Origin of the sequence: Lichenibacterium dinghuense (genome assembly GCF_021730615.1) — a bacterium.
GTDB lineage: Bacteria > Pseudomonadota > Alphaproteobacteria > Rhizobiales > Beijerinckiaceae > Lichenihabitans > Lichenihabitans dinghuensis.
The window spans coordinates 851,941-877,839 of the sequence record NZ_JAJLMN010000001.1 but is presented as its reverse complement, the minus strand read 5'-3'; the positions used below and the strand labels follow the sequence as shown (position 1 = coordinate 877,839).

27 protein-coding genes, 1 tRNA gene and 2 pseudogenes are annotated in these 25,899 nt (G+C 67.4%); 11 read left to right on the top strand and 19 right to left on the bottom strand.

Annotated features, from left to right (window positions below; translation table 11 throughout):
* Window positions 1-91: 91 nt before the first annotated feature.
* The 8 genes from L7N97_RS04215 to L7N97_RS04180 form a co-directional block, all read right to left on the bottom strand.
* The gene (locus tag L7N97_RS04215) at window positions 92-910 is read right to left on the bottom strand and encodes a bestrophin-like domain (RefSeq protein ID WP_237477107.1); all 819 of its coding nucleotides are present in this window, start codon (window positions 908-910) and stop codon (window positions 92-94) included.
* 213 nt (window positions 911-1,123) lie between these two features.
* Window positions 1,124-2,230, bottom strand: coding sequence for a radical SAM/SPASM domain-containing protein (locus L7N97_RS04210; RefSeq protein WP_237477106.1), 1,107 nt, complete (start codon window positions 2,228-2,230; stop codon window positions 1,124-1,126).
* The gene (locus L7N97_RS04205; RefSeq protein WP_237477105.1) at window positions 2,223-2,804 is read right to left on the bottom strand and encodes a hypothetical protein; all 582 of its coding nucleotides are present in this window, start codon (window positions 2,802-2,804) and stop codon (window positions 2,223-2,225) included. Before L7N97_RS04205 ends, L7N97_RS04210 begins: the two co-directional genes overlap by 8 nt.
* Window positions 2,792-3,991: a pyridoxal phosphate-dependent aminotransferase gene (locus L7N97_RS04200; RefSeq protein ID WP_237477104.1), complete on the bottom strand. Its 1,200-nt coding sequence runs from the start codon at window positions 3,989-3,991 to the stop codon at window positions 2,792-2,794. The genes L7N97_RS04205 and L7N97_RS04200 overlap by 13 nt, the downstream gene beginning before the upstream one ends.
* An 85-nt stretch (window positions 3,992-4,076) precedes the next feature.
* Window positions 4,077-4,796, bottom strand: a complete 720-nt coding sequence (locus tag L7N97_RS04195) for a TIGR04282 family arsenosugar biosynthesis glycosyltransferase (protein ID WP_237477103.1) — start codon at window positions 4,794-4,796, stop codon at window positions 4,077-4,079.
* Window positions 4,797-4,831: 35 nt separating this feature from the next.
* Window positions 4,832-5,353 carry a hypothetical protein gene (locus L7N97_RS04190; protein ID WP_237477102.1) on the bottom strand — a complete coding sequence of 174 codons (522 nt, stop codon included), beginning with the start codon at window positions 5,351-5,353 and terminating at the stop codon, window positions 4,832-4,834.
* Window positions 5,350-6,123, bottom strand: a complete 774-nt coding sequence (locus tag L7N97_RS04185; protein ID WP_237477101.1) for a molybdopterin-dependent oxidoreductase — start codon at window positions 6,121-6,123, stop codon at window positions 5,350-5,352. The genes L7N97_RS04190 and L7N97_RS04185 overlap by 4 nt, the downstream gene beginning before the upstream one ends.
* Window positions 6,120-6,794 (bottom strand): cytochrome b/b6 domain-containing protein, encoded by a 675-nt coding sequence (locus L7N97_RS04180; RefSeq protein ID WP_237477100.1) that lies wholly within the window; start codon window positions 6,792-6,794, stop codon window positions 6,120-6,122. Before L7N97_RS04180 ends, L7N97_RS04185 begins: the two co-directional genes overlap by 4 nt.
* A gap of 232 nt (window positions 6,795-7,026) precedes the next feature.
* Between L7N97_RS04180 and L7N97_RS04175 the strand changes: the two genes are divergently transcribed.
* Window positions 7,027-7,254, top strand: a complete 228-nt coding sequence (locus L7N97_RS04175; RefSeq protein WP_237477099.1) for a hypothetical protein — start codon at window positions 7,027-7,029, stop codon at window positions 7,252-7,254.
* Between the two features lie 464 nt (window positions 7,255-7,718).
* Entirely contained in the window at window positions 7,719-8,018 is a 300-nt protein-coding gene (locus L7N97_RS04170) for a hypothetical protein (RefSeq protein ID WP_237477098.1), read from the top strand.
* A gap of 193 nt (window positions 8,019-8,211) precedes the next feature.
* Here the strand turns inward: L7N97_RS04170 and L7N97_RS04165 are convergent, their stop codons facing one another.
* Entirely contained in the window at window positions 8,212-9,267 is a 1,056-nt protein-coding gene (locus L7N97_RS04165) for a P63C domain-containing protein (RefSeq protein ID WP_237477097.1), read from the bottom strand.
* A gap of 169 nt (window positions 9,268-9,436) precedes the next feature.
* Here L7N97_RS04165 and L7N97_RS04160 point away from each other — a divergent pair.
* Window positions 9,437-9,504: transfer RNA gene (locus L7N97_RS04160), tRNA-OTHER, on the top strand.
* Window positions 9,505-9,521: 17 nt separating this feature from the next.
* Here the strand turns inward: L7N97_RS04160 and L7N97_RS04155 are convergent.
* A complete protein-coding gene (locus L7N97_RS04155; protein WP_237482034.1) occupies window positions 9,522-9,782 on the bottom strand; it encodes a helix-turn-helix domain-containing protein in 261 nt (86 codons plus the stop codon).
* A 78-nt stretch (window positions 9,783-9,860) separates the two neighbouring features.
* Between L7N97_RS04155 and L7N97_RS04150 the strand changes: the two genes are divergently transcribed.
* Window positions 9,861-10,856 carry an IS1595 family transposase gene (locus L7N97_RS04150; protein WP_237482032.1) on the top strand — a complete coding sequence of 332 codons (996 nt, stop codon included), beginning with the start codon at window positions 9,861-9,863 and terminating at the stop codon, window positions 10,854-10,856.
* Window positions 10,857-11,239: 383 nt separating this feature from the next.
* Here the strand turns inward: L7N97_RS04150 and L7N97_RS04145 are convergent, their stop codons facing one another.
* The 4 genes from L7N97_RS04145 to L7N97_RS30430 all read right to left on the bottom strand — a co-directional run bounded on the left by L7N97_RS04145 (window position 11,240) and on the right by L7N97_RS30430 (window position 14,409).
* Entirely contained in the window at window positions 11,240-11,878 is a 639-nt protein-coding gene (locus L7N97_RS04145) for a RipA family octameric membrane protein (protein ID WP_237477096.1), read from the bottom strand.
* The gene (locus L7N97_RS04140; protein ID WP_237477095.1) at window positions 11,871-12,383 is read right to left on the bottom strand and encodes an NUDIX domain-containing protein; all 513 of its coding nucleotides are present in this window, start codon (window positions 12,381-12,383) and stop codon (window positions 11,871-11,873) included. Before L7N97_RS04140 ends, L7N97_RS04145 begins: the two co-directional genes overlap by 8 nt.
* A gap of 1,053 nt (window positions 12,384-13,436) precedes the next feature.
* Window positions 13,437-13,694: a hypothetical protein gene (locus tag L7N97_RS04135; protein ID WP_237477094.1), complete on the bottom strand. Its 258-nt coding sequence runs from the start codon at window positions 13,692-13,694 to the stop codon at window positions 13,437-13,439.
* 475 nt (window positions 13,695-14,169) lie between these two features.
* Complete coding sequence (locus L7N97_RS30430) at window positions 14,170-14,409, bottom strand: helix-turn-helix domain-containing protein (protein ID WP_342398947.1); 240 nt, start codon at window positions 14,407-14,409, stop codon at window positions 14,170-14,172.
* A 182-nt stretch (window positions 14,410-14,591) separates the two neighbouring features.
* Between L7N97_RS30430 and L7N97_RS04130 the strand changes: the two genes are divergently transcribed.
* The gene (locus tag L7N97_RS04130) at window positions 14,592-14,846 is read left to right on the top strand and encodes a DUF6894 family protein (RefSeq protein ID WP_237477093.1); all 255 of its coding nucleotides are present in this window, start codon (window positions 14,592-14,594) and stop codon (window positions 14,844-14,846) included.
* Here L7N97_RS04130 and L7N97_RS04125 read toward each other — a convergent pair whose 3' ends face one another.
* Complete coding sequence (locus L7N97_RS04125) at window positions 14,847-15,275, bottom strand: hypothetical protein (protein ID WP_237477092.1); 429 nt, start codon at window positions 15,273-15,275, stop codon at window positions 14,847-14,849.
* Between the two features lie 692 nt (window positions 15,276-15,967).
* On the opposite strand from L7N97_RS04125, the gene tnpA reads away from it, so the two are divergent.
* The 3 genes from tnpA (at window position 15,968) to tnpC (ending at window position 18,451) form a co-directional block, all read left to right on the top strand.
* Window positions 15,968-16,357 (top strand): IS66-like element accessory protein TnpA, encoded by a 390-nt coding sequence (gene tnpA, locus L7N97_RS04120; protein WP_237477091.1) that lies wholly within the window; start codon window positions 15,968-15,970, stop codon window positions 16,355-16,357.
* The gene (gene tnpB / locus L7N97_RS04115) at window positions 16,354-16,701 is read left to right on the top strand and encodes an IS66 family insertion sequence element accessory protein TnpB (RefSeq protein ID WP_237477090.1); all 348 of its coding nucleotides are present in this window, start codon (window positions 16,354-16,356) and stop codon (window positions 16,699-16,701) included. Before tnpA ends, tnpB (L7N97_RS04115) begins: the two co-directional genes overlap by 4 nt.
* Window positions 16,702-16,775: 74 nt before the next feature.
* A protein-coding gene (tnpC, locus tag L7N97_RS04110; protein WP_237477089.1) for an IS66 family transposase occupies window positions 16,776-18,451 on the top strand; the annotation gives its coding sequence in 2 pieces (ribosomal slippage) (window positions 16,776-17,184 and window positions 17,184-18,451; 1,677 coding nt in all).
* On the opposite strand, the gene L7N97_RS04105 is transcribed toward tnpC, so the two are convergent.
* Window positions 18,364-18,798: a nuclear transport factor 2 family protein gene (locus tag L7N97_RS04105; protein WP_237477088.1), complete on the bottom strand. Its 435-nt coding sequence runs from the start codon at window positions 18,796-18,798 to the stop codon at window positions 18,364-18,366. The two genes, tnpC and L7N97_RS04105, sit on opposite strands and share 88 nt — an antisense overlap.
* 577 nt (window positions 18,799-19,375) lie before the next feature.
* Here L7N97_RS04105 and L7N97_RS04100 point away from each other — a divergent pair.
* Entirely contained in the window at window positions 19,376-19,573 is a 198-nt protein-coding gene (locus L7N97_RS04100) for a hypothetical protein (RefSeq protein WP_237477087.1), read from the top strand.
* A 264-nt stretch (window positions 19,574-19,837) separates the two neighbouring features.
* On the opposite strand, the gene L7N97_RS04095 is transcribed toward L7N97_RS04100, so the two are convergent.
* Window positions 19,838-21,454 carry an ISL3 family transposase gene (locus L7N97_RS04095; RefSeq protein ID WP_237477086.1) on the bottom strand — a complete coding sequence of 539 codons (1,617 nt, stop codon included), beginning with the start codon at window positions 21,452-21,454 and terminating at the stop codon, window positions 19,838-19,840.
* 35 nt (window positions 21,455-21,489) lie between these two features.
* Entirely contained in the window at window positions 21,490-21,678 is a 189-nt protein-coding gene (gene tnpB / locus L7N97_RS04090; RefSeq protein WP_237477085.1) for an IS66 family insertion sequence element accessory protein TnpB, read from the bottom strand.
* Window positions 21,679-22,061: 383 nt separating this feature from the next.
* Between tnpB (L7N97_RS04090) and istA the strand changes: the two are divergent.
* A pseudogene (istA, locus tag L7N97_RS04085) lies at window positions 22,062-23,574 on the top strand (IS21 family transposase).
* A 14-nt stretch (window positions 23,575-23,588) separates the two neighbouring features.
* Window positions 23,589-24,329: pseudogene (gene istB / locus L7N97_RS04080) on the top strand (IS21-like element helper ATPase IstB).
* Window positions 24,330-24,739: 410 nt separating this feature from the next.
* Here the strand turns inward: istB and L7N97_RS04075 are convergent.
* Complete coding sequence (locus L7N97_RS04075) at window positions 24,740-25,789, bottom strand: IS110 family RNA-guided transposase (protein WP_237477084.1); 1,050 nt, start codon at window positions 25,787-25,789, stop codon at window positions 24,740-24,742.
* Between the last annotated feature and the right edge of the window lie 110 nt (window positions 25,790-25,899).

Here is a 25,899-nt window from a genome sequence, read left to right as displayed (position 1 = left end):
CCTGGCTGGTCGGTGAGGTCAGTTTCGGACGCTTCGGCCCGTCCAGGCAGCGGGCGATTCCGGGAGACGGCCTCTCGTTCGCCGGAAGGGTTCAGGGCGGCGCCTCCCGAAGTGGGGCGCCTATGGCGTCTTCGACCTCGGTGAAAGCTTTGGGAGTGACGCGGAGGTCGCCCTGGAACGGGTGTCCGAGGGCCACGATCATCACGAGCACCAGGACGCCCGACAGCGACAGCAGCGAGGTCAGTGCGAGGTGCAGCCGCAGGCTGGCCGTACCGAGCAAGGCGGCGCACATCAGGGTCGCGGCGCCGCCGGCGACCACGACGACCCAGATCACGGGCGGGAACTGCGACTCGGCGGCGGCTCGGCGCTCGTTTCGCGCGTCGCGAAGCCGGGTGAGCCCGGCGATCAGTGCGGCCTGGAGATTGCCCGTGCCGATGTCCTGGGGATGCATCCCGATCACGACGGCGTCGGCGCGATCGAGCGGTGGGCTGCCGGCCGGAACCGCGCGGCCTTCCGCCTGGTCGGGCCATTCCAGCTCGCGCACAGCCCGCGCATATGCGGCGAGGCTGCCGAGCAGATGCGTCCGCTCGGGGTCGGGCATGGCGGCGGCGACCTTGCCCAGGTCCAAGAGGAGAGCCGCCTCGTGGCTCGCGGCCGTCTCCGCCGCGTCGAACCTTTCCCAGGCCAGCATCGCCACGAAGGCGAGCAGCACGCCGAACGTCAGCCCCACGATGGACAGGATCGCCGCCGTGAGGGCGTTGTCGCGCTGGCGCGTGCTCGCCGGCAGGACGCGCTCCATCGCCACGCCGATGAGCAGCGCCGCCCCGACGCCGCAGCCCCCCAGGGACAGGGCGACGGCCCAGATCGAGTAGCGGTAGACGGTCTCGGGATGCATGACGGCTTGAAGCATGTCGTTGCCTGCATCTCGGCGCGGTGGCTTGTGGTGCGACCCGGCACCGTCGGACGGGGATCCGATCTCCGCAGCGTGCCGCCGCCCGCGCCGTGCGCCGCTCAGCCACGGGGACTCCGAAGCGCTGCGGCGAGGTGCAGCACGGTGCGGACCAGCACGAGGCAGGGCACGACGACCGACACGACGCCCTCGGCGCCCCCGGCCCGCAAGGCCCTACAGGCTCCAGCGCAGGCCGCAGTTCGCGCAGGCGGTCGGCGGCCGGTCGGACTGGAGCGCGGCCCGGAAGTCGCGGTAGCGGGCGCCGTTCCAGATCTCGCGCAGCGTTTCCTGCGTGGCGTCGCCGAGCGTGTAGTTCTCGTAGCCGGCCTGCGCGAAGGGCGCGATGCAGCAGGGCAGCGCCCGACCGTTGGCGGTGAAATACATCACGGTCCAGGGCCGCCCGCACAGCGACCACGGGTTGCTGTCCGCCTTGCGCTCGAGGCTCAGGCCCGGCTCGGAGGCGGCCCCCGAGGCCGAGAAGACGAGGCCGAGCCGGGACGCCACGCGCTCGGCCTCGGCGATGTGCTCGGCCTCGCCGGCGGCGAGGCTCTCGAACAGCGCCTGGTCGGGCCGCGCGAGGCCGACCGCCCCCTCGTCGAAGTAGACGAGGCGCTGGAGGTAGACCTCGCGCACGCCGATGTCGGCGGCGAGGCGCACGAAGGCCGGCAGCTCGGCGACGGTCTCCTTGAGGCCCGTGAGCCAGGCCGAGACGCGGGGCCGGGCGAAGCCTTCGCGCTCCTGCATGGCGCGGAAGCGGGCGACGTTCTTCAGGATGCGCTCGAAATAGTCGACGCCGCGCACCGCGAGGTAGTTTTCGCGCGTCGAGGCGTCGAGCGACACGCGCAGCTCGTCGAGACCGGCGTCCACGAGGGCGCGGCCGTTGCGCTCGTTCAGCACCGTGCCGTTGGTGTTGAACAGCACGGTGGTGCCGCGGTCCTTCAGGTGGCGCACCATCTTCGGCAGATCCTTGACCAGCATCGGCTCGCCGACGCCGTGCAGGACCGCACGCTTGAGGTCCGGGATCTGGTCGACGATGTGGGTGAACAGGTCCCACGACAGGTCGGCCGGCGGCTCAAGCTCGACGTAGGTGCGCGGGCAGGTGGTGCAGAGCAGGTTGCAGCGGTTCGTCACCTCCAGGTAGAGGCAGACGGGCGGGCGCGCCGCCACGGGCGAGCGCTGCGGGTCGGCGGCCTCGTGGTAGCGGCGGGGATCGACGGCGGGTGGGGGCGCCGCATCGGCGAGCGCCGCGGTGGCGTCGCCGGCCCGGGCTTCGTCAAGCATCGGGAACCCCGTCCATGCCGCGCCAGCACCAGGCGTCCCGTGCCGCGGCGAGGAGCACGAGAGCCATCAGGAAAGACCACCGGAGGAGGAACGCCGGCGCGTCGGCGTTGAAGCCGTAGACCAGGAAGCTGCCCGTCGAGAGCGCGAAGGGACTCCACAGGCCGAGCAGCGCCGTGAACGGCAGCGCCAGCAGGAAATACCAGGGGAATACGGGCGTGAGCAGCAGCAGGAACACCACGACCAGCAGGGCCGTGCCGCCGAGCGACGCGGGCAGCGACGCCTCGCCCCGCCGCCGCGTCCACAGGCTCAGCGCGAGCAGCGCGGCCCCGGCGGCGACCGCCACGGCGATGATGCTTGGCAGGGCCATGCGGGCCGGGCTGCGAGCCGCCAGCGCGGCGGCGGCGAGGGCGAGCCCTGCCTGTGCGAAGGCGCAGCCGTAGAACAGGAGGTCGCTGCGCGCCCGGCCGACGGCGGTGCCGAACGTGCAGAGCGCGACCAGCACCAGCACCGCTACGAGCGCCACCGTGGCCCCGCATGTGCGGGAGCGGGACGCAACGGCGCTCACCCCGTGCATGCGGCGCCTCCCCGCGACGGGGCCGACCGGATCAGGTGAGCCTCAAGGGCCGCCAGCGCCGGGCCGCTGCCCAGCCGGCCGAGGCCGATGCGCAGGCGGTCGTCCGGGACTTGCGCCAAGGGCGAACGCCACAGGGTGGAGGGCGGCACGAGCAGGCCGGCCTGCCGCGCCAGCGCCTCGGCGAAGCGCACGGCCCCGCCGGCGCCGCGGAAGCGCGGAAACGCGAAGGCGAGGTTGGCCGGGGCGTCCGCCTCGAACAGGTCCGGAAAGCGGTCGAGCAGCGCCCGCAGCCGGCGGTGGTTGCGCCGCCCGATCGACCGCGACAGCGCCGTGATGCGGCCTTCCATCCCGAGGGCGATGTGGGCCAGCACCTCGCTCGGGCCGGACAGGCAGCTCGACAACAGGCTCTTCTGCGCCATGGCTCGGTCGAGCAGGCCCTCGTCGCGGCACGCCGCCCAGCCGACGCGCAGACCCGGCAGCCCGAACCCCTTCGACAGGCCGTCGACCGATACCCCCCGCTCGTAGCGGTCCACCACCGGAGCGGCGCCCCCCCGGGCGTCGGTCCTGCCATACACCTCGTCGTTGACGAGCCACAGCCCGTGCCGCCGGCACAGGGCGACGAGGCCGTCGAGCGCCGCCCGATCGAGCGAGGCGCCGGTCGGGCTGTTGGGGAAGTTCGCCAGCACAAGCCGGGTGTTCGGGCGGATCGCGGCCGCGACGCGGTGGAGGTCCAGCGACCAACTGCGGTCGGGGTCGAGCGCGACGCCGCTGGTCGCGCAGAGGCTCGTGACGGCGAGTTCGGACGGGCCGTAGATCGGCACGACCACGATCGCGTGGTCGTCCGGCCGGAGGGCGGCGCGCAGCACGCAGGCCATCGCCTCCTGAGCGCCGTTGCAGGCCAGGACGCCGCTGGTGCCGAGCGCCTCATAGCGCCCCGCGATCGCGGAGCGGAGCCAGGGCGCGCCGCGCGGGTCGGCGTAGCCGAGGCCGACGCCGTGCCAGCGCCGCAGATCCTCGGCCCCGGCGTAGCGCAGCAGCGTCGACAGGGGCAGCGTCTGCGAGTCGGAGGCCGCGAGGTCCTGGACCGCACAATCGGCCCAGCGGGACAGAAAGGCCGCGAGCGGGAAGGATCCCCCGGCGGAGCTGGCCCGGGCGGCGGCTTCGCCGGTGTCCGCGGGCCCGCTCACGCCGGGATGATCGGGTTCGCGGTCGCCCAAAGGCGGCGGTGCACGGGGCGGCGCGTCGCGGGAAGCCGCCGGGCAGGACGGGCCCTCATGCCGGCACGCTGTCGGGGATGCCGAGCCGGCTCAGGGCCGCGCGCGTCGCCGGCGCGCCGTAGCCGTGCGCCTCGGCGCACATCCGCCCCAGCGCGGCCGCGTCGTCCACGTCGTACCAAGCCTCGATCTCGACGAGGTCGAGGCCGATCTCGGCCGCCCGACGCCGCGTCGTCCCGGCGACGGCGTCGGTGCTCCAGGCGATGTCCGCGAACAGGCGCGCGTGGGCGCGCTTCAGGCCGAGCAGGTAATAGCCGCCGTCGTCGCAGGGGCCGAGCACGCCGCGCTCGCCCGGCTCCAGCAGCAGGCGGGCCGCGTCGATCAGGAGGCGGGTCGGCAGGGTCGGGACGTCGGAGCTGAGCACGCAGGCCGCCGCGTGGCCGCGGGCCAGCAGGCCTTCGAGCGCCTGAAACAGGCAGCGACCGAATCCCTCGACGCCGGGCGGCGCCGGCGCGGTCCCGTCGGCGAGGACGAGCGCAGTGCCGGGCGCGAGGTGGAGCTTCACGATCCCCTCGCTCCCCGCCGGCGCATAGGCGGCGTAGGGGCTGATTGGCGCTTCGCGCGCGGCGGCGAACAGGTTGTCGGTGGTGTCGCGCAGGAAGGCGGCACTCAGGGCCGCGGCCTGATCGGGCGCGAGCGGCGGGCACAGCCGCGTCTTCGACAGGCCGGCCCTGGGCGCCTTGGCCATGACGGCCACCGCGCATGTGGCGTCCCGCACCAAGCACAGCGCTCCGCCCGTGGTGCTTCCGGCGTTCAATGGAACGGTGGCACGAGGCCGACGCGGATCGTCTCGTCGGGTTTCAGATCGACCGTGGAGGCCGGCGCGAAATCCGGCAGCGCGCGCAGGCGCTCGGACGTGAGGTCCATCAGGCCGACATATTCCCCGAGCAACGCGACCGCGTCGACGGGCACGCTCACCCGCCGCGAGCCGAAGCCCCACCAGTCGACCCAGCCGAGGCCGAGCCAGTCCAGCCCGAGCCGGCCATCGAGGTGCACGACCACGTCGAGCGAGCCGTCGCCGCGGCGCACGACCGCTGCGATGCGGCCGAGGACGGGCTGCCACTCGTAGGGGGACAGCAGTTCCCGCCCGACGAGGGCGCCGACGCGGACGGGTTGGGGGAAGCGGCGATCCGAGCGGGCCGCCATCTGCGCTCCGGACATGCCGCCCGGCGGCGGCATGTTCTCGGGCAGCGGCGAGGGGCCCGGGTTCTGCGCGCGCGCCGGCAGGGCGATGACTGCGGCCAGCAGACAGGCGGCGATCGGGAGCCTCCTCAAAGGCCCGCGAACCAGTTGAAGCCGAGTTTTTCCCAGTAGCCGCCCGTGTAGGTGTTGGAAACCTCGATCGCCGTGATCCACTTGGGATTCTTGAAGCCGAGCTTCACCGCCGTGCGCAGGCGGAGCGGGAAGCCGAAGGGGTCCGCCAGCGCGTCTCCGCCGTAACTCGTCGCCAGCAGCGTCTGGGGATGGAGCGCGCTGGCCATGTCGATGCTGCTCGGATAGTCGTCCGCGGTCTTGAACGCGACGTATCTGGCGCTGAGGTCGGCGCCGACCCGCTCCAGGAAGGCCCGGAGCGGCACGCCGGACCATTGTCCGATGTAGCTCCACCCCTCGACGCAGACGTGGCGGATCACGATCTCGCGCCGCGGCAGGGCGGCGATGTCCCGCAGCGTCCAGGGGCGTTTGTCGGCGATCAACCCCGCGAGTTCGAGACGCCAGGTCTCGCCGTCGACCGGCTTCACCTTCTCGATGTCGTAGTAGGCGTTGAACCGCGGCGGCCGCAGGGCGAGCGAGGCGGGGAACTCCGGCGCGAGCTTGTTCGGGTCGAAGAGACGTGCCTGGACCCAATCGTTGAACGCGGACATGCGGAGCAGGCCACTCTGCACGGAGTCCGGCTGGGCGACGTCACAGCCCGTCAGCATCGTCAGGGCGCCGAGCGAGAGGCCGCCCCGGAGCAGGCCACGGCGCTCGAGAGTTCGGATCGCGCCGCGGTGGTCGTCGAGGATCGCCGGGTTTGGCAGGCTGGCGGGGCGGAAGGGCGACTTCATCGGGCGACCTCCGCCGGCCCCGCCGCGTCGCGGCGCGGCGGGACGCGCGGACCGCCGGCCACCATCGCCACGAGCGTGCGCGGCACGAGCAGCGCCAGAGCGACGTGGACGGTGAGGAAGCCGACGATGACAGCCATGCCCGCGAAATGAGCGACCCGCGCGCCCTGGAAGCCGCCGAACAACGCGATCAGCCCCGAAAATTGCGTGGGCTTCCACAGCGCCAGGCCCGTCACGACCTGAGCGATGCCGGCGAGGATCACGATGATGTAGAGGAACTTCTGAACGGCGTTGTAGACCGTGAGGTCCTCGTGGGCGATGCGCAGGTGCAGGGTGTCGCGCACGGTTTCGACGATCTCGGCCGGGCGGATCGGCAGGAGGCGCTCGCGGAAGCGGCCCGTGGCGAAGCCGTAGACGAGGTAGACGGCGCCGTTGATCAACAGCAGCCACATAAAGGCGAAGTGATACAGCAGGCTCTGGGCCGCCCAGGAGCCGAGCTTCAAGCCGTCCCAGAAGTAGACGAAGTGGAACACGACAGCGTCGTCGTAGATGCCCCAGCCCGAGCCGATCATCGCGATCATGGCCACGGCGTTGAGCCAATGCATGGCGCGCACCGGCCAGGGGTGAAGACGGCGGGCGCGAGGTGCAGGCGCGGCGATCACAGTTGCGCTCATGGCCGTGTGTCTCGCGAGTGGAAATTCGGACGGCGGACTTCTCTCGATGGCCATACGAGCCGGGAGGGAGGTGCCGAACACAGGTTCAGTTTCGCCACGGTCGGCGATCCTCAAGCGTCGCGGTGCTATGTAGCTGCCTCACCTGACAGCTGGAACAAGGGGTTAGCCCGGGCCAGCTCCGCTCGACTCTCTTGTGGGATCGCTTGCGGCCTTCGCGGCGTTCACACCGGCCATGACCTACACCGTCACCTTCTACGCCCTCCGGCCCGGCCTCGGCGAGATCGCTATCACGGTTCACCGGGTCGAGCGCGGTAGCCTGATCGCCTACACGGGTGCGCCCGCCGTGGCGCTCGGCGCGGCCCGCACGGTCAAGGGCGATCCCAGGCCGGACGGGTTCAGAGTGGTCGACGCATCGGGGCACATCATCCTGAACTACGTCGATAAGTACAGGGGAGGTTGAACAGCCCCCCTTGACCGACCCATTCGGCCCGTAGGCGCATCAGGAACTCAATCTCTCCTGAGTGATGAAGCTCAGCGATCATAGCGGCTATGAGGGCGTCGCTTTCCCGTCCAACGACGAGGAAGGCGCCATGGACCCCTCTGGCATAGGCCTCTGGCGCAGTGGATCGCATCGAGGCGTCAAGAAGCTTCGCGCATTCGGCTGCGGTCATGGTCAGCAAGGGCGTCATGCGTTCGCTTTAGCACAAAAAAAGCCGCTCAACCTCCTGGCGAGCGGCTCAAGTCTAGGGAGGAAACGCCCAAGAAGGGCCGCACCCGAGAGTGCATCAACAAAACGGCGTTTTCCACTGTGGGTTCCGCTGCGGTGCAGCAAAAACATATAATTTCCTTGCATACCCCTCATAGGTTTTTTCGCTCGGCCGGGCGGGCGCTTTCTGAATTTCCTCTCGATACGAGGGGGAATCCATGTCGTCGTTCGATAAGCCGAGGCGCTATTTTACCGAGGCAGCTCGCATCGCCGCGCAGGCGGCCAGAGCAGCGAAGGCCGCATCGGCGCCCGATACGTTCGGCCTGCCCGAGCTGTTTATCATCTCGGCCGGCGCTCAAACCTACACATGGGAGTTGCGCCGGTTCGGAGGCTTGGTGCTCCAGCGCGGCGCCGAGCCGTTCCCGAGCCAAGCCCTGGCCCGAGCCGATGGTGAGGCGGCACTGGCTGCGCTCTGTGCCTCGCCCGACCTGCCGACATTCAAACGGTCGTTACGGTAGTAGACGCCTGGCCGAAAGCGGAAGAACTGATGGGGCGGGCAGAGTCGAAAGGCTCCGCCTGTTTCGCGTTGTGGGCTGTCGCCGGCCCACGCCCCGACGCTCGAAATGTCACCCCAGCGCGGCGACTGGGAGCACGGGCGGCCGAGGCTGAACCCGCTCGGGGTGCGGCAGACCCGAAAATGAGAAGGTCGCCTCAGTGGGCGGCCTCCGCCTTCGGGTTGGGAAGCGCCATGGAAAACTGCACAACTTGGCGCCCATAGTGCTTCGCCACTTTGTCCCGCAGTTCTCTCATGTCCGAACAGTCCTTCGCCATACCAATCACCTCATAGCAGCGAGAGACAAGTGCTCGAACGCCAATATTCTCTGTCAATTGACGATGCCAACGAACACCGGGCGGCGGCTTGTTGTTTTTGAGGAAGTCGGCAACATCCTTGTCCAGGGTGTCATAGATCAGTTCAATGACAAGCTTACCCCACCACTTCGGACGGCTTTTCAGAGCACCTTGCCATCCGGTGAGACGGCCAAACTCTGCCCAAAGCTCATCAGGGAACATTTTTTCCCAAGCTCGAAGCTCGTCAGCGATGAAAGCACGCAACTTGACCTGCAGAGCATCTTCCGCGCGCTCGTATTGATATCCGGTAGCTTCATCTATCAAGGCCTCGAGGCCAACTTTAGCGCACGCTGAAAGGAACATGCTCGCTTTGATCGCCATCTGCCTCTGACGATCAGTCATCTTTGGATGAGTTGAAGCAGGATCTAAGGAGGCCTGCAAAGCGGCGACGAAGCCTTGGCAGATTTCGATCATCAAATCCGCAGGGAGGCCTTTAACAGCTTTCTCCAATCCCTCCACCCCGGGGAGGCGAAACGGCACCATTCTCTCGAGCACTAACTCATTGTTTACAAAAGGTTCTAGGGCTCTGACGCCCAGATATTTCTCGAGGGCTCCACCCCCCTTAATCCCCGTCAAAAGCTCGGTCGCCGAGGTTCTGCCGATGATCTTTTCCCCGTTGTCGAGGACGTAGCACGGCACCTCGAGCCCGACGATGTTCAGCGCCCCCCGCCACCGCGCCACGGGCATGGTTGGTGCCGGCTCGAGGACTTCCTCATCTTCAGGCAGTTCAATAGGTTTAGCCCATCGTGCTTCGGCAGCCCTCTTGGCCGCCTCGGAGCGGTCCGTTTTCGTGACTCCCCTCCATCGTGCTTTGCCGGCCTCGACCCTGACTTCGTCCTTCTCACCGTTGTCAGCCATGCTTGCATACTCCGATTATGCGAGCATAATGCGCTTGCACGATGCGAGATGCAAGGTATGCTGACTGTGCCGAACGAAAAAGGCCGCTCGCCCTGGCAGGGACGAGCGGCCTCATCGTGGAGTGATCCGTCAGACGCGAAGCGCAGCGGCGAGTGATCGCCTCTGCACTGGGCTAGAGCCGGAGCGGGGTGCGGCTTTCCATCCAACGCCCCGAGGGTTCGACTCCCTCCTAGTCCACGCTGTCTTTTACCATTTCAGCCCGTGGCGGGTCCAGCGCCGGGCTTCGGACCGATGACGCCCAATGTCGTTTCGCCTTCAACGAAAGCGATCCCTCGCCCTTCGAGGGCAGCTCGCATTGCCCCTAGATTATTCGAGATCGGAACCCGCCGACCCTTCTCGAAATCTCGAACCGTCGAAAGCGAGACGTTCGCGGCGGTGGCAAGCTCCTGTTGCCCCCAGTCCAGCCATCCACGGGCCGCTCGGCTCTGTTCCGGTGTCAGGATCGGGGAAGGCATCGTCATGCGGGCCTAATACGGTTTCGCGCCGCCCACGTCAACGTTTTCTGTTGACGCCAATGCTTTCCACGCTTATCACTGAGGTCAACGGAAAACGTTGGTCCTCTCGCCGTGCCCCAGCACTTCCTCCTCTCCAAAGCCGCAAGGAGCCTGAGCCTCGCTCGGGTCGCCCGGCTTTCGGATGAGGAAGCGCATGACGCCTTCCGGCTGATCCGCTGGACGGAGACGAAGGGCGAGGCTGTGTGCCCCCGCTGCGCCTGCGCCGCCACCTACGCCTATAAGGCCCGCAGGCTTTGGAAGTGCAAGGCGTGCTCGCATCAGTTCAGCGTGACGAGCGGCACCATCTTTGCCTCCCGCAAGATGCCCATCCGCGATATCCTGATGGCCATCGCCATCTTCGCCAACGGCGTGAAGGGCCACTCCGCGCTCCAGCTCTCCCGGGATCTCGACTGCCAGTACAAGACGGCCTTCGTCTTGGCCCATAAGATCCGCGAGGCCATGACGGCCGAGGACGCCGAGCGCACCGTCTCGGGCGAGGTGGAGGTCGATGGCGCCTACTTCGGCGGCTACGTGAAGCCGGCCAACGAGAAAGAGAACCGCGTCGACCGCCGCAAGACCCAGCACCAGACTGGCAAGCGCAAGGTGGTTGTCGTGATGCGCGAGCGGGGCGGCGAGACGCTGCCCTTCGTGTTCCGCTCCGAGGCCGAGGCGGTCGCCACGATAGGCCGCAAGGTGGCGCCGGGCTCGACGGTCTATGCCGACGAAGCGGCCGGCTGGGATGCGCTGCACGACCGCTTCCTGACGAAGCGCATCAACCACTCCGAAGCCTATTCGACGGCCGAGGCCTGCACCAACGGCGCCGAGTCGTTCTTCTCCCGCATCCGCCGGGCCGAGATCGGCATCCACCACCACATCGCCGGCCCCTACCTCCAAGCCTACGCGGGCGAGATGGCGTGGCGGGAGGACAAGCGCCGGGTGTCCAACGGTGAACAGTACCTCATGATGACGGAGGCGGCGCTCCGCCACCCTGTCAGCCGCGTGTGGAAGGGCTATTGGCAGCGAACGGCGCACTGAGCCGCGTCGCTGTAGACGGCCCTCACCGGCCGTCGCATGATGCGGCATGAGCTACGTCGTCACTGGCATCGCCTTCATGGCAGTCTGCGTCGCCCCGTTCGCGTGGCGGATACTCCGCGACGCCCCCACCGTCGTCAGCGGCGAGCCGGTCCAGCCCGAGTTGAGGGGGCCTACCGGTTTGGCGACGGGCGATTACAGCGGGCTTGCGGCCGGGGCCGATGGCGGCCCGGCGGACGGGGATGGGGGCGGAGGCGGAGGCGGAGCGGGTCTCTCTTGACCAGATCCGCTGCGTCGCCGCCCTGGCCCTCGCCAAGGCCATCAGCCCAGATTTCGTGGGGTACTGGCAGCGGCATCGGGCGAGATGATGGGATGTCCCAAGTTCTTTAATGAGGACTTACTGCCAGAGATCTTTTAACGTCGGTCTGCGATATGGGGTGCGATAGTCTCTCGGCAAATGAGCGTACATTAGTTTTAATGGCTTGCATATCTAGTGGACCGATGACCATACCGGCCGATATGATGCATCCTATGATTTCGATAACAATCATACCGGCATATATTTTTGCGAGATTGTCGGTAATCGACTTTTGAGAGATCGACTTTTTTATGTCTTCCGAAAGCATCATTGAACCAAAATTTCTTTGTCCCCCTGTCACGGCGACAGCAAAATTTGATCTCGGAGAGTTGAAATTAGGAATCGTATTTAATAAGCCAAGCTCCCTTTCGATCAGCATCTTTTTATAATTAGCCTCCCTGATGTACTTTTTTCCCGTCGATAGCGTCTCGATAGCGTATGATGTGATGGCAACAGCAACAGCGAAAAGGCAGAAAAGAAAAGCGGAGTCCACTCGGTTCTCAGAAGCTACTTTGATAAATCCCACACCGGAGGCGATGATTGCCGATACGAGTGTCAGGAAAAACTTGTTCCTATCCCATGATAATTGTACGTTGAATCTATATTCGGCAATCGCCGAATCGTAGACTTTGAGGAGTATGTCCTTGGATGGGCTGCTGTCAGGCATTCGATTGGTATAGGCTAAAGACGCGCAGAAAGGTAGTGGTGAATTTTTCTGGAAATCGATTGGTGTTCGCGGACAGCCAAGACCGTGTTTTGTATACAAGTTTTGCAATTTCGTCTTGATCGAAACTCTCAATTTTGTCATTGTAGCGGCATGTAAATACCTTGACGAATTTATGAGACTTTTCGTCAAGCATATCTATGTCGCCAATTTCATGCAGATTAGAATAGATACCAAGCTCCTCAAGCATCTTACGTCTAGCAGCTTGAATGTATGACTCTCCCGAAAGAAGGTATCCCGCTACAGATGATCCTATCTTATTAGGGCTGCGCGTGTGGTCGCTAGGAAGCATTTGCAATACAAGGCGTCCAGACCTGTCGATGACGATAACATGAACAGTTCTAAAATTTTTTCCTTCCCTCAATAGATTGTGCCGATAGTCACCACCAATCGTCACGTTTCTATCGGAAACGACATCAACGAGGACGTTTGGCTTTGCTCTCGACATTGAAGGTATCCAGATCTCGATGTCACCATAGCATTTTCCGAAAGGCATGTCGGGTCGGAGTCCGGCAGTTGCCGCTATTCACAGGCCAGCTGTGGAAAGTGAATTTTTACATTGACAGCTTCTGAAAGATATGAGCCACATCCGCAGTCGCGGGGGTATGTTAGGTGCGGATCGTTCCCGACTTTCATGCTTCAGTTGCGTTGATGGCTTGCATTGCAAGGCCAGCTGCCACACAGCCCCCGGCCCGCTTCCCTCCTTGAGCACCCGCCCACCTTCACCCTGTTTGCGCCGCGCCATTGCATGTTGCATCGCAGCATGGCCCGATGTGGCCGGCGCTCACCTGTAGGAGGGCGGAGCGCTACACGGTCCTGCTCAATCCCGTGCCCACGGCGGGTGGGGCCGTGGCCGGTCCTGCGGCTCCACTCCCGAGATCATCACAGCGCAGGAGCGGAGCCGCAGAGGCCCGAAGGCCGCAGATCCGATAGCGCGTTGAACCTGCATCACATTAGATGACGCAGAGGAAAGCCGCTTCCATCGACTGGCTGTCTCAATTTATTGTCTGGGCGTCTCAGATTACGCCAGCCGCCACACGCTCGCCTTCTGCCGCTCCCCGACTCACGCCCGTCATTCAGCCCTCGACGCCTCGCCTCGCCGGGGAGCGCAGCCATCACGGTCTGAGCAGGCGATAGGACTCCGCCAGCCTGCGGCGGCTATCGGCGATGTTGGAATTCATAGATTGAAGCGAGCGCCCGGTTTCCGCCAGTTGGCGCCAAGCCGCCGCGATCAGGGCTTGGCTGTCTGAGACAGGCGACGACGGGGGCGTAACGGGAGAAGGCAGCATGACGCGCTCCACGGATCTGTGTCAGACGGTCGCATGCTGAACTTATGTTAAGCTGGCGTGGTGGTCCATGGCGCCGGGCGTCGGCCTTCTAAGCGCTGTAGAGAGCCTTGCGCCCCGGTGTCTTGCTCCCGCATCGTCCTTCCTGTCGTGGCGATCCTCGCCCGTCCCGCGGCCTCGGCGTTCGCCTTTGCGCCGGGGCTGCGGTCTTCGCCTCAGTGCAGATTGCCTCGCGGGCTGTCGCTGTCCCTCGCACCTCGCGAGACGTCGAAGTTGTAAACTACAGATCCAGCCTCATCCACGGACTGCACCATCAGCCCACCTTGCTCCGAATGCCGTCCAACGATGGTCGCGAGGATCTTGGTTGTGATCCTGAGGCCAGCGGGGATGAGATCGTTTTGGCTCGGCAGTTCGATGGAACCGACATGCTCCCGGCCGTTCGCGCTCACGAGATAAAAGTGGAACTTGGGCACGCCTGATTTCCCACCGCTCGGAGATATGCGCGCTCCCCTCGGCCGACGACTCCCGAGCCGCAGTCGTCCCTACAAATGATAATGCGATTGGAGCAGACTGCGCCATAGCGGTCTGGGGGGGGATCGGCGGAGCGTGACGTCCCGACGCACCTCGAACTTGCCACCACAAAATGTGTTTCAGCCCTCGTATCGGGAGGGACACATTGGAAGCGGTTGCGATTGTCGGGTTCGTGCTCGTGGCGGCTGTCCTGATGACCTTGCTCATGTGGGAGTGAGGGCAGAGACTACGCCAGCCGCCACATCGCCCCCGAACCCTTTCCATCCTTGAGCACCCGCCCGCCTTCACCGAATTTGCGCCGCACCATTGATTGTGGCATCGCAGCATGGTCCTGTGGCGCTGGCACTCACCTGTAGGACGGCGGAGCGCTACACGGCCCCGCTCGATCCCGTGCCCACGGTGGGCGGGGCCGTGGTCCTATCGCCTTTGCAGCCTCACCCCTGGCCCGTTTCCATCATCGGCTAGGAAGCGCACGCCCTCCGTCTCGGCGGCGTCCTGCATCATGCCCACGGTATCGGCCGACACGGGTTGATCTCCCTCGCACTCAAACCGCTTTACCGTCGAGATCGACACCCCAGCAGCCTTGGCAAGGTCCAGCATGGACCAATTGAGCATGCCGCGAGCCGCGCGGATCTGAGCGGGCGTAGGCTTGGACACTGGGGCCCCCTGTCGTGATGTCGCGGGTGCAACCTCTCGCACATCAGTATTGTGTGCAACTCTACCCTATGGACAAATCCCGCTCAGAAAACCTGTTTTGGACACCTTGTCGCACCCTCCGCTAGGGCGTCCTGTCGGTTGAAAGGACAGGACCCGCCAACCCCTAGCCGCAGAGTGAGAACGTGCCCCGCTTCTACTTCGACCTGCATGACGGCCCAAACTGCTCAACCGATGAGTTTGGCGACGAATTCGATAGTTTCGAAGATGCTCGCCAACACGCGCAAGCCATCCTGGGCAATCTTCTTGAAGAGGAGCTGCCGGATGGCGAGGAGCGTAGCTTTATGTGCGAGCTGAGGGACGGCAATCGCGACGTGCTCTATCGCTGTCGGCTCAAGTTGCAAGGTGAGCGAGTGAAGAGGACAGAGCCGCTGACATAACTACGCCAGTCGCCACACGCTCGCCTTCTGCCGCTCGCCCACCTTCCGCACGGCCCCGCGCAGCGACATGCGCTTCATCGTGGCGCCGACCTTGTGCGAGACCGTGAGGCGGAGGCGGGTGTCGTCCTGATCCCAGCCCTCGGCCGTGATGACGTGCCGAGCGAGCTGGCGGGTGCACAGGGGCTCGGGAGAGGCTTCCAGGGCCGCTTTGCACAGCGCGAACACGTCCGACCGACGCATGGCCTTCGCGGCGCCGTGGTAGACCGTAGCGGGCCTGTCTATGGCCGTGGGATCGAACAGGCGGACCGTCGCGGCGATGTGGAGGAGATCGGCCCGAGCCTGGCCGAGGCGGTCCTCAAGGCTCTTGATCTGGGCTTCGATCTCCGCTCGCTTGAGGAGGAGTTGGGTGACGATGAGAGGCTGGGACATGGCTCGGCATCATCGCCGATCCGTTCCGGCCGGGGCAGATGGGTTTAGGTGAGCTTGCTACCTAAGACCGAAGCGTCGTGACGGTCGTCTCGACGGCTATGAGCGTGACGGAACACCGTCCGAGAGGTCGATGCGTGCCGACCCTAGCCGGTCGCGAGCGTCTCGAAACCGTTTTGCGCGTGCGGCATCGTCCGGAAAAGGTGTGGTCGCGTCTACACCGCTTCAGCCGGCGGACAGCCGTGCGCATCGGCGTAGCCCCGTGATGATCGTCCGCCACCGATCGATCATCGCAGAACCGTGCAGCGGCATGTTGAGGTCGCGGACGATGTGACAGGCTTCGTTCAAGGTCGATCCCCGGAAGCCGTGCACGGGGCGCCTTCCGGTCACGGTACGTGCGAGCGTGACAGGGGCCGGCGACTCTATGGCAGATCACCCGACCTACACCGTGGGCGAGCCGCGCATGCGGTCAGACGTACCGTGATTGTCTCAATCGGGATGGCGGGCGGGCTCGATCCTGCCGGTGTCGATGAACTGGCGGTGCCGCACGATCTTGCCGTCCCTCACCTCCCAGATGTGGGAATAGTCGACCTCCACGCGCTTCCTGGTCCGTATCCCTGCGGTGAAGGCCGCCTTGTGGAAGGGGCGTCTCGCGGCTGAGATCTGCCCTTATTGACGTCCATAAGGTCAGAGCCTTGGCCCAGCAGCTCAACGTTGTCGAACTCGGCCGCCGCCGTCGCTGGTCCGAGGACGAGAAGCTCCGCATCGTGATGGAGAGCCTGGAGGCACCGCGGCTGGTGTCGCCGACGGCTCGCCGGTACGGCATCTCCCGGTCGCTGTTGATGGCGTGGCGTCGCGCGCTGAAGGTCGAGCGTGCTGCTCCCGATCCGGCGCCGGCCTTCGTGCCCGCCGTGGTGGTGCCCGAAACCCTTTCCGAGGCCAAGCCAATGGCTCGAAGGGCTCGGCGGCAGGCCGCGCAGGGCCGCATGGTGATCGAGGTGGGGCGGGGGCGGCGCGTGGTGGTGGACGGCGCCGTGGACGCCGAGGCGCTGGCCCGCGTGCTCGACGTGCTGGACCGGCGATGATCCCGGCCCCGTCCGCCGCCCGGGTGTGGATCGCGGCCGGCCACACCGACATGCGCCGCGGCATGAACGGCCTGTCGCTGCTGGTGCAGGAAGGCCTCGGGCGCGATCCCTTCGCGGGCGCCCTGTATGTGTTCCGGGGCCGGCGCGGCGACCTGATCAAGTGCCTGTGGCACGACGGGCTGGGCCTGTCGCTCTACGCCAAGCGCCTGGAACGGGGCCGGTTCGTGTGGCCCGCGACGGCGGGCGAGAGCGTGGCCATCACGCCGGCGCAACTCGGCTATCTGCTCGAAGGCATAGACTGGCGCCATCCACAGCAGACTTGGCGACCGAGCCGAGCAGGATGAAGACGGGACTGTTATCAACACTATCGATGCTCGCCACTCTGGCGTTGTTCGAAGAACTATGATCGGCTCTGTTCATGGCGAAGCGGCCCAAGTCCGAGAAGATCGACGTCGAAGCGCTGCGCGCAGCCCTCGCGGCCGCCGAAGCCCGCGCGGACGAAGCCCGGGCCGCAGCCGATCGCGCCGAGGCCGAGGCGGCCGCGGTGAGGGCGCAGCTGTCGGGCGACGCCGCGTTGATCGCCCACCTGCGGCTGGAGATCGCCAGGCTCAACCGGACCCTCTACGGCCAGCGCTCCGAGCGCACGCAGCGCCTCATCGACCAGTACGAGCTGCAACTCGAGGAACTCGAGGCCTCGGCGGCCACCGACGCCCTCGCGGCCGAGAAGGCCGCTGCCAAGGCCGCGATACCGGCGCCGACGGAGCGTCGGAAGCCGTCGCGCCAGCCCTTCCCGGCCCACCTGCCGCGCGTGCGCGTCGTGGTGCCGGGCCCGGGCGCTGCCCGTGCTGCGGCGGCACGCGCCTGTCCAGACTCGGCGAGGACGTCACCGAGACGCTGGAGGTGGTGCCGCGCAGCTGGACCGTGATCCAGACCGTGCGCGAGCGCTTCGCTTGCCGCGCCTGCGAGGGCGTCAGCCAGACGCCGGCGCCCTTCCACGCCGTGCCACGCGCATGGGCGGGGCCGAGCCTGCTCGCCATGGTGCTGTTCGAGAAGTACGGCCAGCACCAGCCGCTGAACCGGCAGGCCGAGCGCTACGCCCGGGAAGGCGTGCCGCTCAGCCTGTCGACCCTGGCCGACCAGGTGGGCACCTGCGCGGGTGTGCTGGAGCCGCTGTTCCGGCTCATCGAGAAGCACGTGATGGCGGCGGGGCGGCTGCACGGGGACGACACCACCGTTCCGGTGCTGGCCAAGGGTAAGACCAGCACGGGCCGCGTATGGGTCTACGTGCGCGACGACCAGCCCTTCGGCGGCGCCGATCCCCCGGCGGCCCTGTTCCGCTATTCGCCCGACCGGCGGGGCGAGCACCCGCAGGCGCACCTCGCCGGCTGGACCGGGGTGCTGCAGGCCGACGCCTACGGGGGCTATGGCAGGCTCTACGAGGGCGGGCGCAAGCCCGCGCCGATCATCGAGGCCGCGTGCTGGGCCCACGCGCGGAGGAAGTTCTTTGAGCTGGCCGACATCGAGGCCGCGGCGCGCCAGAGGGCCCGCAAGAAGGTGGCGGTGATCGCGCCGCTGGCGCTCGAAGCCGTGCGGCGCATGGACGAGCTGTTCGCCATCGAGCGGGAGGTGAACGGCCGGCCAACGGCCGAGCGCCTGGCGGCGCGGCACGAGCGCTCCGCCCCGATCGTGGCGGCCTTGGAAGGCTGGATGCGCGCCGAGCGCGCCCGCCTGCCGCGCGGTGCCGAGGTGGCCCGGGCCATGGACTACATGCTCGAGCGTTGGCCGTCCTTCGCCCGCTTCCTCGACGACGGGCGCGTGTGCCTCAGCAACAACGCAGCCGAGAGGGCCCTGCGCGGCTTGGCTCTGGGCCGCAAGGCGTGGCTGTTCGCCGGCTCGGACCGCGGCGGACAGAGGGCGGCCTTCTTCAACAGCCTGATCGTGACGGCGAAGCTGAACGACGTCGACCCGCAGGCCTGGCTGGCCGACGTGCTCGGCCGCATCGCGTCTCACCCGGCCCAGCGCCTCGCCGAGTTGCTGCCGTGGAACTGGAAGCCGACCTCGGCCGCCCCGGCGAGCCTCGACGTCGCAGCCTGACCCGGACGCTCAGCCCCGGGCCTTCCCGACCCGCGATCACGCCGCGACGAAACCCGCAAGCCCCGTTTCCGCGGCCCTCGCCGTAGGCGTACCCTGGTCCTCCGGTTCGTGCCTTGGAACCGCCCCACCGACACGACCTTGTCGCCATCGCAGATGAACTCGTGCGGCGTCAGCGTGTACGGCTCCCATTCACGCATCGCGGGCAGGAGCATGCCTTCGAGAACCTTCTGCGGGCCGCGGCCGTCGACCACGTAGTCCATCATGGTGATCCACTCGATGTCGTCGGATATCAGGGCGAGGGCGCCATCCGCATCGCCGGCAGTCAGCGTCGCGTAAAGCTGCTTCACGATCTCAAGAGGTTTCGCCATCGCGGTCAGCCCGTGTCGCTGTCATTGGCCCGACATCGGCGGTCGGGCTCCCGGCGACCAACTACCTTCCTTCCGTTCGAGGGGCGTAGCCGCTCAGATGGGTAGGCGCCCTTCCGCGATGTGGAAGGGCCGGATAGGTCCAGGCGCGCCGGCCAGCATTCGGGACATCGACCACCGCGGCGCCAATGCGCACCGCCGCACGTGCTGCGTGATCTGCCGGACGTGTGTCGCCGTTTTCAGCGGCTGGCACGACAGGGATGGCAGCGCGCGGGCGATCTTCGATCAGAAGAGGCCGCCGTGGTCCCGTCCATGGCGACCCTTCCATCTTCGGCCAGCGACGCGAGAGATGGCCGGGCCATGGCGCGCGACCGACGATTCTCTCGGAGCCTCCGGTCGCCTCGGCCGTGCTGTCGCCGGGCCAGCGCCGGACAGCTTCGCCGATGCCAAGGTGGTCGCTGTCGCAGATCGCACCTGGTTCGGACGATAGCGGACGCTTTCGACATCAAGGACGCTCTCCGGTCCACTAAGCTTCGAGCTGGACTTCCCGGAGGCTTCCATGAACTTTCTGCGCACATCGGTGATCGCTGGCCTGACGCTCGCGACGACGGCCCTGCTCCACGTCTCACCCGCACTCGCGGCCCACACCTATCTCGAAAACAAGAACGGCGTCTCCTACCAAGTATCCCCCGCCATGATGCATGCCATCGACGTGATCGTCGCGGAGAAGACGAAGATGATGCGTCGCCGGCGCTGAACGGCATGGAATAGCGGCGCCGTTTCGATCGGACCGGTGTGCCCTGGGTCCGGCGACGCCTCCGCAGGCTCCCGGATCGATCCGCCCTGAGCGTCATCTGACAGGGTCGGTGGAGCGGCGCGACGTCGGTCGGGGTCGAGAGTCGACCCTGACCCGCTTCGCCGGGCGGCCGCTATCGCCGCAGATGGCAGCAAGGGAGGCAATATTGAACGCCGATAGTGGGTCAACTTCCGGTTCTCTCGCGCTTCCCGTGCTGTTTTGGCGTCACGCGGCCTCCAGGACGCGGGCGCGCAGGAGCGGGAAGCCGGCGCGGCCGTACATGGACCGCTTGATGGCCTTCGCGCGGTTGATTTGGCCCTCGGCGGGGCTGGTGGTCCAGGGCGTGTCGAGGGCGGCCTGCACAGCGGCGCGGTCGCGCCCGAGCCCGGCCGCGAAGTCAGCCAGCTGCGTGTGGACCGCGTCGGCGAGGACCCGGTAGAGGCTGTCGTCGCCCTCGCGGCGCAGCAGACGGCCGAGGCGCTTCGCGATTGCAGCCGCTTGGCCGAGCGCCGGGGCCTGCGCGAGCAGCCGGGCCAGGAAGGCGCGGTCGCCCTCCGGCACGGCATCCGCCTCCGCGGTCAGCAGCCTCGCCATCTGCCGCGGCGAGGGCGGCTCGCCCGCCATGTGGCGTCGGGCCTTTCCGTCGCTGGCCGTGACCGTCTCCGCTCTGCGTCGCCGCGCCCAGCCCCGGACAGTGGAGTAGGCGCCGGTGAAGCCGAGGCCGCTCACCTCGCGCCACAGCAGGGCGGCGTTGCTGCAGCCCTCGGCCCAGCGTCGGTCGAGATGGCACGCGTAGGCCGACAGCACGCCACCGCGCCGGGGTGGCTTCGCCCAGGTCGGGGCACAGCCGAGCGCCAGCCAACGGCGGATCGTCTTGCGCTCGGCGCCGAGCTGGGCGGCGATGCGGGCGATGGGCACGCCGGCGGCGCGCAGCCGCGCCGCTTCCTCGAAGCGGGCCTGCCGGCGGGCGAGCGACGCGGCGCTGGCGCGCTGCGCCCGGGTCGGGCGGACGGGCTTCGGCTCGGGGTCGGGCTCTGTCCTCTCCGGCATGAGGACAGGGGTGTCCCGCGCGGCCCGTCGTGCGGCCGCGCCGTGGCGATCGCACAGGGCCCGCATGGCGTCGCCGAGGTTGCGGAGCATGTGCCACCGATCCGCAACCTGCACGGCATCGGGCGCGCCCTGGCGTGCCCCGTCCGCGTAGGCGCTGGCGCGGTCGCGCGCGATCACCTCGATGCCGCGGTGTCGGCGCAGCCATTCCGCCAGCGTGCCGGCCTGCCGGTCGGGGAGGAGGTCGACGACGTCGTTGCGCTCGAGATCGACCAGGATGGTGCCGTAGCGGTGCCCGCGCTTCCACGCCCAGTCGTCGACTGCGAGCACGCGGGGCGTCCCGGGCGGCATTGCCTCGGCCGCGGCCCGCACCACCATGCGGCGCAGCGTGTCGGCGCTCACCGGCATGGCCAGGCGCTCGGCGAGGCGGGATCCGGGACAGCCGCCGAGCGCGAAGCCGAGGCAGCGCTGCACCGCGCCGAGCCGTTCGGTGCGCCGGGCCGCCAGGGCTGCGACGCCGGCGAGGCGCTCGGTAAACGTTTGGCGCGGGCACGCGGGCGCGAGGCAGCGAAAGCGCCGGGCCTGGACATGGAGCGCGACGGGGCGACCCTGCCAGGTCAGGTCGAGCATGCGGCGCTCGTAGCGGCTGTGGAGGCGGCGAGACGGGGCACCACAGTCGGGGCAGCAGGCGTGCTCGGCGAGGGGGCGGGCCACGATGGTGACGCAGTCGGGTGTGGGCAGGACTCGCACAACGGTGAGGCCCGCCGGGATCAATGGCAGGAGGCGCTTGGACATGGACGTGAGAGGGGAGGAGTGTTCCCCCTATGTGCTCATCGTCGCTGCCTGCCGCCATCCGACAGCACGGGAAGCGCGGGAGAACCCAACTTCCGACGCCGGATGATAAAGGGATCGCGCCCGAGGCCTTTCTGCACGACCAGCGAGAGCCCATCCATGCCGCGGCGCATGTCGGTGTGGCCGGCCGCGACCCACACCCGGGCGGTGGACAGGACCGGGATCATCGCCGGTCCAGCACCGCGAGCACGCGGGCGAGCACCTCGGCATCGACGGCACCGTCCACCACAACGCGCCGGCCCAGCCCTACCTCGATCACCATGCGTCCCTAGGGCGTTTTGACATTCAGCGCAGGGCGAGAACGATGCTTGCCGCGTAGATCATAGCGCTGAGAGCCTTCTCTGATTGGGGCTCTGCGGATTCCGATCGAAGCCGGCCACTGATTCCGAGATGAAGCCGGCCGCCATTCCGATTTGATGCCGGCCACCGTTCCGAGATGAAGCCGGCCACCCTGATCCGGCAATAGCGTCCCCGCAGGTCAGCAACCGCGGCACCCTGCCTCGCCCCCCCACGCGAGGAGATCGGGATGCCGGCCAGGAGAGAGCTGACGATGCGACAGATCCGACACATGCTCCGGCTCGCCCGCGACGGGGTGAGCGCCCGCGAGATCGGCCGAACGCTCGGCATCGCGCGGTCCACCGTCCAGGACAACCTCGCCCGTGCGTCAGCGGCGGGCTTGGCTTGGCCGATCGATGAAGAGATCACCGACGCCGTCCTCGAACAGCGGCTGTTCGACCGCGTCGGCGTGAAGCAAGGCGTCAGACGACGCGTCGAGCCAGACTGGCCGTCGATGGTGCGCGAGATGCGCAGGCCCGGCGTCAACCTGATGGTTCTCTGGGAAGAGTATCGTGTATCTGAGCCCGGCGGCTACGGTTACTCGCGCTTCTGTGATCTTTACAGGAGTTCGAACGCCGTGTCACGCCGGTGATGCGCCAACACCATGCCGCCGGCGACAAGGTGTTCGTCGACTATTCCGGCAAGCGCGTGCCCATCGTCGATCCCGCCACCGGCGTGGTGAGACAGGCCGAGATCTTCGTGGCGGTGCTGGGCGCCTCCAGCCTCACCTACGCCGAGGCGACGTGGACCCAGGCGCTGCCGGACTGGATCGGCGCCCACGTGCGCCTGTTCGACTTTCTGGGCGGCGTGCCGCGCCTGGTGGTGCCCGACAACCTCAAGAGCGGGATCAACAAGGCGTCCTTCTACGATCCGGAGATCAATCGCTCCTACGGCACCATGGCCGAGCACTACGGCATCGGCGTGCTGCCGGCCCGGCCGAGGAAGCCGCGCGACAAGGCCAAGGTGGAGAACGGCGTCCGCTTCGCCCAGAGCTACATCCTGGGACGCCTGCGGGCCAGACGTTCTTCTCGCTGGCCGAGTGCAACGCCGCCATCGCGGCCATGGTGGAGCGCATCAACGCCCACCCCATGCGCCGCCTCGGCACCACGCGCCGGGCGCTGTTCGAGGCCGTGGAGCGGGCCGCCCTGCTGCCCCTGCCGTCGGCACCCTACGTCTTTGCCGAGTGGCGGCTGGCACGGGTCAACCTCGACTACCACGTCGAGGCTGCCGGCTTCCTGTACTCGGTGCCCCATGCGCTGATCCGCGAGCAGGTGGACGTGCGCCTGACGGAGCGCACCGTGGAGGTGTTCCACCGCGGCCAGCGCGTCGCCGCCCACGACCGGCGTTATGGCGGCGCCCGGCACGGCACCGACGTCGAGCACATGCCGAGCGCTCACCGGCGCTACGCGGAATGGACGCCGGCCCGCTTCGAGCGCTGGGGCCGGGAGATCGGCCCCGAAACCGAGGGCCTCGTCATCGCCATCCTGCGCGGGCGTCCCCATCCCGAGCAGGGCTTCCGCACCTGCCTGGGCGTGCTGCGCCTGTTTCGCGGCCTCGCCCCAGCTCGGGCCGAGGCCATCTCCGCCCGGGCCACGGCCATCGGTGCGCTCACCTACAAGAGCATCGCCTCCATCATTGCCAACAACCTCGACCGAAAGTCTCGAATAACAGAAACGACGAAGATCATCGATCATCCGAACCTGCGCGGCGCAGGCTACTTCCACTGATAGGAGACTTGACGATGCTTGCTCATCCCACACTCGAACTTCTGCACGGCCTCGGCCTGCACGGCATGGCGCAGGGCTACAAGACCCTGGACGGGAACCCGGAAGCGCAGGCGCTGACGCACGCCGAGTGGCTCGGCATCATCCTGGAGCACGAGAAGACCCTGCGCGAGCAGAAGCGCTTCGAAACCCGCGCCCGCGCCGCCCACCTGCGCCATCCGGCCAGCGTCGAGGATGTCGACTACCGCGCCCATCGCGGCCTCGACCGTGCCCTGTTCCTCAAGCTGTCCGGCTGCGACTGGATCCGAAGCCGGCGCAACCGGTGATCACCGGGCCGTGCGGTGTCGGCAAAGCTGGCTCGCCTGCGCGCTCGGCCAGAAGGCCTGCCGGGAGGACCTGTCGGTCCTGTACTACCGTGTGCCGCGCCTGTTCGCGGCGCTCGGTCTGGCGCGCGGCGACGGCCGCTATGCCAAACTGCTCAAGCAGCTCGCCCGCGCCGGCTGCTGATCCTCGACGATTGGGGCCCTGAGCCCCTCAGCGCCGAGCAGGCGCGCGACCTTCTGGAGATCGTGGAGGACCGCTACGACGCCGGCTCGGTGCTGATCACCAGCCAGGTGCCGGTCGACCGCTGGTACGAGATGATCGCCATCCCGACCCTGGCCGATGCCGTGCTGGACCGCCTGATCCACAACGCCTACCGGATCGCGTTGTCCGGCGACAGCCTGCGCAAGCACCGCCCTGCCGACCAGCTGGCTTGACCCGAAACACTCCTCGACCGATCTACGAACCCGACCAGCGGGGCGCCATCGCCGTGGCCGGCTTCAGATCGGAACGGTGGCCGGCTTCATGTTGGAATGCTGGCCGGCTTGAAATCGGAATACCCGGCCGGCTTCGTCGGAATCTGCAGGGCTCTGGAGGTCAAGCGCTCCTGTCAGGTTTTTTGTCCCGTTCCCGCGGGTCACACGCTTCTCTTCGCGGTCGGCGTTTCGCCGCCGCATGATGGGGTCAGTCCGGCTCGGTCCCTCGATCTGTTTCACGACCTCGCGACGTCGCCGCGGGCTCAAGACTCTCAACGAGGTGGCCTTACCGATCGTCCCCACGGGAACGGTCCACATCACCCTTTCAGGTGAAGCTCGTGCGGGTGGCGGCCCGCGGTGTCCTCCGAGCGTCAGGCAACTACGGTGGCGGGCGCGGTGGTCGGCCCGGTGCCGAACCGAAAGTCGGTACCGTCGCTCCACATCCGGTGCAGGACCACGGCCAGCTTTCGGGCTACGGCAACGCGCGCCCGCGCCATGCCGCGATGCTTGGCGATCGTCATGCCCCAGGCCCGCAGGCTGGACCATTTCTGGCTGCGCACGAGCAACGCGTTAGCGGCCTCGTACAGGGCCGTTCGCGCCAGTTCGTCGCCGCATCGGCTGATCTTGCCCTGAATGTCGGTCTCGCCCGACTGGTAGCGCGAGGGCGTCAGGCCGAGATGGGCACCGACGTCGCGCGAATGGCCGAACCGATCGGGTCGGTCGATCGTGGCGCGAAACGCCAGGGCGGTGATCGGGCCGACGCCGGGTGCGCTCATCAGCCGCCGACAGATCTTTTCCTCGCGCACGATCTTCAGCACCTGTTTTGTCAATCGGGCGAGCTGCTGGATCATCGTCGACAGTACAGTGAGCAACGGCTCCACCATCGCCAGCAACGCTGTGTCGTCCGAGCAGAGTTCGCGCACACGCTTGTCGAAGGCCGCCCGGCTCGGCGTGCCGACCTTCAGCCCGGCTTCCCGAAGCATGGCCCGAACGACGTTCTCGATCGACCGCATCTCGTTCAGCACCGTGCGGCGTGCGACCAGCAGCGAGCGCCACAGCCGGCACTGCTGCGACTTGACGTGCACCTGCCGGAACCAGCCGGTGCGCATGATCTGCGCCAGGGCACGCGCGTCGTTGCGGTCGGTCTTGTTGGGCATGGTCTTCATGGCGGCGTTGGCCTGCCGTGTCTCGATGCAGACCGCCGCCAGCCCCGCCGCGCGCAGGCCCTCGTGCAGCCAAGCCGTCAACGAGCAGGCTTCGAGGCCGATCCGCTCGATCGGCAGCTTCAAGCCCTGCAGGGCCGCAACCAGCGGCCCTGGCGCGCTCGCGGCGCGCAGCTCCTTCACGATCCGACCCGCGTCATCGACCACGCAGATCGCGGTCTCTTCCAGGGACACGTCCAGTCCGGCATAGTACGTCATGGTTGCTCCTGTCGCGATGCTTGTGGCCGCTCGACACGGACCACGTTGAACCATCCGGGCAGGAGCAGCCACCGTTGGGCCTGGGCTGGAGCCCCAATCACCCCATCTGT